We start from the raw sequence: 6458 nt of genomic DNA on the forward strand, positions 1-6458 counted from the left end.
CCGCTACGAAAGGTGCCCGAAGGTCTTTCTGTCCGCCATCGCTCTCGCCGCAACTGTCATTTTCTAGCTTTGAAAATTAACGAGGCTGGAGCCTACAACAAGGACCGACCCCACAGCGCCATCGGATATAACATGCCGATCGCCCTGCATTATCCCGGCGGCGCAGCCAGCCCGTCGCCATGACCAAGCCGGAAAACTCCAGCATCCGGCGGTCCAAGGCCAGGGAGCAGCGCACCATGGGCCGGACTCCAATCGCAGATGGAGGAAAAGTCCCGTGGCAGGTCAGTGGTCGCAGCTGCAGGAATGCCGGTCTTCGAAACCAACATCTATGCAGGACCCTCACCCGGGATGCAGTCCCTCAGGGAGCGGGATATAGCCCCGTTCCACTATCTGGTTGAAACTATAAAGCTGGACCAGTTCACCCCAAATTCGGCCCACCAGATGCCGGGTCTGAAGAGATAGCTTTTTCGATGACCTTCAAGAAGGTTTCGAACTGGTTTTCGGGTACAATTTCAGGGCGCTTGGAAAAATTGCGGGCCGCTAATGAAAGCCTATCATATACTTCTATGTCATCCCACATTTGGCGCAGCGCATTAGCCCAGTCCTGCGCGGATGCGTCATAGGGCAGAACAATGCCCCCCGGACCAATCGCTTCGGGCAGACCGCCTCGATTCGATCCCAACACCGGGATACCGCTGCAATGCGCCTCGGATGCCACCCGGCCCCAAGCCTCCTCCCACTGGCTAGGTGCCAGCAGGATGCGTGCGCGCCCATAGACGGACTTCATATCATCGGTACGCGGCTGCAGGGTGATATTGGGGACCTGCGTAACCCTCTCGATCAATGCCGCATGCGTTTCATCATGCAGCTTCCAACTCTGTACGAATACAAAAGGAATGTCAGGGCAGAGGCTGGCAATATCAATAGCCAAATTGCCCCCTTTGAGGGGCGAGGGATTGATCAAAGTGACATTTTTTCGAGTGCTGTCCGTGCGATATTTTACCGGGTCCACCAGGGGGGGGATTATGTGGGATTCAATTCCATAGGCGTCAAAGTAGCGCCGGGCCGTGAAATTTGAATTTGAGATGCAGGCAAGCGGATGAATGTCCATGAGATCTCCGCCCATTTCACTAAATTCGACATTTCTAAAATATAAAATTACCGGAACGCCCTCTTTTTGAAGGCTGTTGGCGATTGGGACCATGGAACCGTTCTGAACGACTGCCACATCGGGTTTAAAGCGTCGGACAACTTCTGCTGTGTTGGTTGGATCCCAAGCACGAAAAACCGGATACCCCATACCCTGATCGCGCGAAAAGGTCCTGCCTGTCAGCTTGCGTTGAAGCTTAGACCGCCAAACCAGACTGTTACCTGGTTCAAGCGCCGTCAACACAGCGGGCTCGTGCCCGGCTCGCTTCAAGGCGTTGGCGAGTTGATCAGTACTAGACTGAGCACCGCCGGAGCGTTGCGGAAGATAACCCAGACCACAGGTAAATAGCACACGCATTTAGACAATATCTCCGGGTTATGGTCGAATATTCCGTTTTAGAGGCTAGATTGTGACGGGTTGCTGAATGGCGTACCACCCCTGCGACACAACACATCCGTAGAGGCAGTGTTACGTTGCACTGCTTACGTGTCCGCTACAGCGGCAACAAGTATCTGCATGCGATTTGTTAAGTTCCGAAAATTTTAGCAGCTCTTTTTTGTTCCGCCCCCTGAGAACTAGACTGTTTGAACTTAGAGTTTTCGGCTAATAGTCCCTAGCCGGAAAAGGGCCTAAGATGATGGAAGCAGTGAGGTTCATGGAAGGGCAGAAGGCATTCGTCCTGGAACAGGGCGAGGAAAGCTCACCGGTGGCTGAAATCTGCTGCAAGGCGAGCTACTGCCTAATGAGATACGCCGGCTGAAGGCGCTGGAAGACGAGAACAGCAGTTCGAAGAGGATCGTCCCTGACCTGAGGGTGCCTTTGGCCTCGCGCGTAGCCACATTGCAGTTTTAAACAGGGCAGTACCGTCCGCAAGAACAGACGCCTCTTCGAAGGCAGACCATCCAATAACATTTTGTTAAAAAGAGGTTATTTTTGAATGACGCCATCCCTGTCTCAGGGCCGGCGAGCAATAGCGCGTTCTCGTACCATGTCAATAGTCATAATGGGATACAGAAATTGGTCTGAAGGAACCACAAGGATTCCGCAAGTCAGTTCAAAGGGTACTCAAGCCTCATTAGAAGCTTTAAGCTAAGAAAGAGACCTCAAGCATGGTCGTGCCGCAGGAAATAAGGACTTTAATGATGAATGTGCTTTTTGGTAGTGGGAAGGGATATCCCCCTGAATTTAGCGGTGGAGTTCAGTCCAGCACGCATCATCTGGCCTTGCAGCTTATGGCAAGTGGCCATCAGCCTTCTGTTTTGGCTGCGTTGTTCGGGACCGGTACCTTCGGATTGAAAGCACGTATCAAACTGAAACTGTCGCGCCGGCCGGGGGTGATTGATAGATTACCCGGCTACCCGGTGATCCGTGCGTGGTTTCCTTGGGAAGCTGCCCGATTTGCTGTCCAGAAACTCAAACCTGATGTCGCGGTCGTACAGTGCCACCAGTCGGTGCCGATCGGAAAGGCGCTCCAGGCGCAAGGCGTGCCGATAGTGGTGTACTTGCGCAATGTCGAGTTTCACGAGCTGGGTGGCGATCTGCGGGAACTGACTTCGGCGCATTACATCGCCAACTCCGACTTTACAGCCAGAACCTACAAGGAAAAATTCGGGGTCGACGCTACTGTCATTCCACCCACCATCAACTCAGGCCAGTACCGCACGCCCACGACCGGAGAATACGTTACCCTGATCAATCCCTATCCTGAAAAGGGCTTCGATCGCGCCGTGCAAATTGCACGGGAGTGCCCCGACATACCCTTTCTGTTCGTCGAAAGCTGGACACTGGGAGATGCTTACCGCGCCCAGATCGAACAGGTGATCGCGTCCTTGCCCAATGTTTGCCTGGAGGGGCGCACCCCGGACATGAAGACAATCTATGGACGCACGAAAATTTTGCTGGCTCCCAGTAAGTGGGAAGAAGCCTGGGGGCGCGTCGCCTCCGAGGCCCATTGCAGCGGCATTCCGGTGATCGGCTCACGCCGCGGCGGATTGCCAGAGGCGATCGGCGCAGGCGGCTTGGTGCTGGATTACGATGCCCCATTGGATCATTGGGTTGCCGCGGTTCGAAGCCTCTGGTTCGATCCCAACGCATACATGGCCTTGTCAGTCGCTGCGCTGGAGTATTCCAAACGCCCGCAGATGCAGCTGGACACCCAGTTTGCAACGTTCCTGGCAACGCTTGAAAGGGCGCGCCAAGCCGGCGTAATGCGACATGATTCTGCAATCTGAAACGCAGCCGAATACTCGAAGCGTGCCCGGTGGTGTGGTCAGCTTTGTCAAAGATATCACTGGATAGTAGATGCAATCCTATAGTAGCACATTGCGATACAGCATCATGCCACGGCATCTTGGAAGCTGGAAGCTGGAGGCAGATCCTGACTACGTTGATTAACATGTTTGACCCTCCCGAGGGGTCCCTCAGAGCATCCGTCGGGCGCGGGATCATGGCAACCGGTGGGGCACAGGCCATAAAGCTTGGCCTGCAGATCATTTCCGTCATCGTACTTTCACGGTTGCTGGCGCCTGACGACTTTGGCCTAGTGGCCATGGCCGGACCCGTCCTTGCCTTCATGGGGCTGTTCCAGAACCTAGGGTTGACACAAGCCACTGTACAGCGCCCCCGGATCGGGCACGAGGAAGTCAACTTCCTGTTCTGGATAAATGTCGGAGTAAGTGTCGCCGTGGCGGCCGCAGTAGTCGCGATCGCCCCCCTAGCAGCCGACTTTTACAACGAGCCACGTGTCGGACCGCTGATCGCGGCAATGGCGCTGCCGGTTCTGCTGAGCGGAAGCGGTGCGCAACACGGCGCGCTGCTGAACCGGCGCATGGAATTTGGTCGGCTGGCGATGATAGAAGTCGCTGTGGGCCTAACGACCTTGGGTACGGCAATCGTCTGGGCCAGTATTTCGCCATCATACTGGGCGCTGTGGGGCGCCTCTGTCGCCGGGGCACTGGTCGGGATCATCTTGGTCTGGGTCAGCTCGCCATGGCGACCATCACGACCGGGACGCGCTGGGAACGGATGGTCAATGGTGGGGTTTGGCGCCGAACTGACAGGATTCAACTTTGCCAATTTCTTCGCCCGGAACCTAGATAATATCCTCATCGGACGCTACTGGGGCGGTGTGCAGCTGGGCCTTTACGAGCGTGCCTACAAGCTGCTGCTGTTTCCCCTGACGCAGATCACCAATCCACTCTCGCGGGTGATGGTGCCCACCTTGTCGCGCATGTCCGGCGAACCTGATAGGTATCGCCGAGCCTATCTGCGGGTCATACGGCTGGTCCTGCTCGCGACACTGCCCGGTGTCGCAATGAGCATTGCCATGGCTGATGTCCTGATCCCCTTCCTTTTGGGTGAACAGTGGGCTAAAAGTGCGATCATCTTTGCCGCACTTGGCTTTGCGGGCTTGGTACAACCACTCAACAACCCCGCTGGTTGGCTGTTTGTCAGCCAGGGAAGGTCCCGCGAATTCCTGTATTGGGGTTTGGCCACGGCCGGGTTCGCCGTCACGGCCTTTTCGATCGGCATCGGATGGGGAGCGGTGGGTGTCGCGTTTGCCTATGCGATAAGCGAATACATCAAGACGCCAATCCTGTGGTGGTATGTCGGGCGCCGAGGACCGATCAGGGTCGCAGATATATTGAAGGCGACATGGCCCTTCCTGTTGGGATCGCATCTTGTCGTATTAGCTCTGTGGGTTCTTATACCATACTTTCCTGAGACTCCATTGCCTGCGCTCGTGCTCGGCATGCTGTTCGCTTATGCAGCTGTGACCGCACTGGCCAGCATGACTGCGTCAGGACGCGAGACGCTTAAGGAAGTCGGTGAACTTCTTTTCGGTATTGCCCGACGCATTCGCAACTAACGTCTGCAGGCGCCGTTTTAAGCGCTGAAGCGGCCAACACGCATCCTGACAACACTGGGACCAGCCACCTTGCATGAGCTTTTATCTTCAATGGTATCTTGGTCACGCGGCTTGGCTCATCATATCAGCCTCGGTGTTGTCGAACGCAGCAACGTATAAGCGTCGAACCTGTGATCTTCACTGCCCATACCTGCCATAAAGCAGAAGCAAAAAACAATGGTGCCAATCTGCGGCATCTGGTTGAAGGGCAGCTTACGGTGAAAGAGAGTTAACATGTACTACCGATCCATCGCGGACTTGAATGAGACCATCCTGAAGAACCTGCACCGTCTGCCGCAGGACATCGATGTGGTTGTCGGCATTCCGCGCAGTGGGCTGCTGGCGGCAAATCTTTTGAGTCTTGCCGTGAACATACCGCTGTCCGACATCGACAGCTATGTGCAGGGGCGTACGTATGCCAGCGGCGTGACCAAGACCCAGGTGGCGCCAGATAAAGAGGCCCGGCGCAAGGTGCTGGTTCTGGATGACAGCATCAACGGCGGCACGGCTATGACCGAAGCCCGCAAAAAGATTGCTCAGTCTGGCATCGAGGCCGATTACATCTTTGCTGCAGTTTACGGAAGCAAGCTGTCACACCCCGAGGCAGATCTGGTGTTCGAAATATTGCCTCAGCCGCGCATGTTTCAATGGAATTTCATGCATCACAAGTGGTTGGCTCAAAGCTGTGTTGATATTGACGGCGTCTTGTGCGTCGATCCTACCGATGCCGAGAATGATGACGGCGCAGCTTACTTGGATTTTCTGGGCAACGCTCGCAAGCTGTATTCAACAAAGCGCAAGATAGGCACTCTTGTTACCAGCAGATTGGAAAAATACAGGCCAAGCACTGAAGCATGGTTGGCATCAAACGGAATCCAATATGAAAAATTGGTGATGCTTGATCTGCCCAGCAAGGCAGAACGGCAACGGCTTGCGGTTCACGGTAGTTTCAAGGCTGAATATTATCGCAAAAGCGATGCCATGTTGTTCATCGAAAGTGAAAACAAGCAGGCAATCAAGATTGCACAGCTCTCGGGAAAACCAGTACTTTGCCTCGAGACGCATCAACTGATCACGCCGGACATTGCTTCGGTCTTGGCGCAGCTACCGAACTTACGGTCCGTCAGTCAAGGCAAGGATGTCGCAAAGAGAGTTGTGCGGACTATACTAGGGACAAACCGTTATGCCGCATTAAAGAGCTTGCTTTCGCGAAATGGCTGATCTTAAAACGGTCTACCTTGGGGTTTGAAGCATACTGCTAAATGGCGGAGTGAATAGCCCCATGTTTCCTAGACGCCTTCTTCGCTAGGCTCCAGCCTCGTTAATTTTCAAAGCTAGAAAATGACAGTTGCGGCGAGAGCGATGGCGGACAGAAAGACCTTCGGGCACCTTTCGTAGCGG

The 6458-nt window shown here is 54.8% G+C and carries 5 protein-coding genes; 4 read left to right on the forward strand and 1 reads right to left on the reverse strand.

Annotated elements, in window-relative coordinates; genetic code table 11:
• The coding region (locus SY26_RS22000; RefSeq protein ID WP_232303430.1) for a hypothetical protein at positions 1-183 on the forward strand (183 nt) is incomplete at its 5' end.
• A gap of 235 nt (positions 184-418) precedes the next feature.
• Here SY26_RS22000 and SY26_RS20855 read toward each other — a convergent pair.
• Positions 419-1507, reverse strand: a complete 1089-nt coding sequence (locus tag SY26_RS20855; RefSeq protein WP_084693980.1) for a glycosyltransferase family 4 protein — start codon at positions 1505-1507, stop codon at positions 419-421.
• 782 nt (positions 1508-2289) lie between these two features.
• Here SY26_RS20855 and SY26_RS19505 point away from each other — a divergent pair.
• The 3 genes from SY26_RS19505 (at position 2290) to SY26_RS19515 (ending at position 6278) form a co-directional block, all read left to right on the forward strand.
• Positions 2290-3381, forward strand: coding sequence for a glycosyltransferase (locus SY26_RS19505; RefSeq protein ID WP_198143241.1), 1092 nt, complete (start codon positions 2290-2292; stop codon positions 3379-3381).
• A gap of 215 nt (positions 3382-3596) precedes the next feature.
• The gene (locus tag SY26_RS19510) at positions 3597-5018 is read left to right on the forward strand and encodes a lipopolysaccharide biosynthesis protein (RefSeq protein ID WP_232303432.1); all 1422 of its coding nucleotides are present in this window, start codon (positions 3597-3599) and stop codon (positions 5016-5018) included.
• Positions 5019-5291: 273 nt separating this feature from the next.
• On the forward strand, positions 5292-6278 hold the full coding sequence (locus SY26_RS19515) for a phosphoribosyltransferase (RefSeq protein ID WP_046001952.1): 987 nt from the start codon (positions 5292-5294) through the stop codon (positions 6276-6278).
• The last annotated feature ends 180 nt before the right edge of the window (positions 6279-6458 follow it).

This window comes from Paracoccus sp. 228 (assembly GCF_000967825.1).
GTDB classification, from domain to species: domain Bacteria; phylum Pseudomonadota; class Alphaproteobacteria; order Rhodobacterales; family Rhodobacteraceae; genus Paracoccus; species Paracoccus marcusii.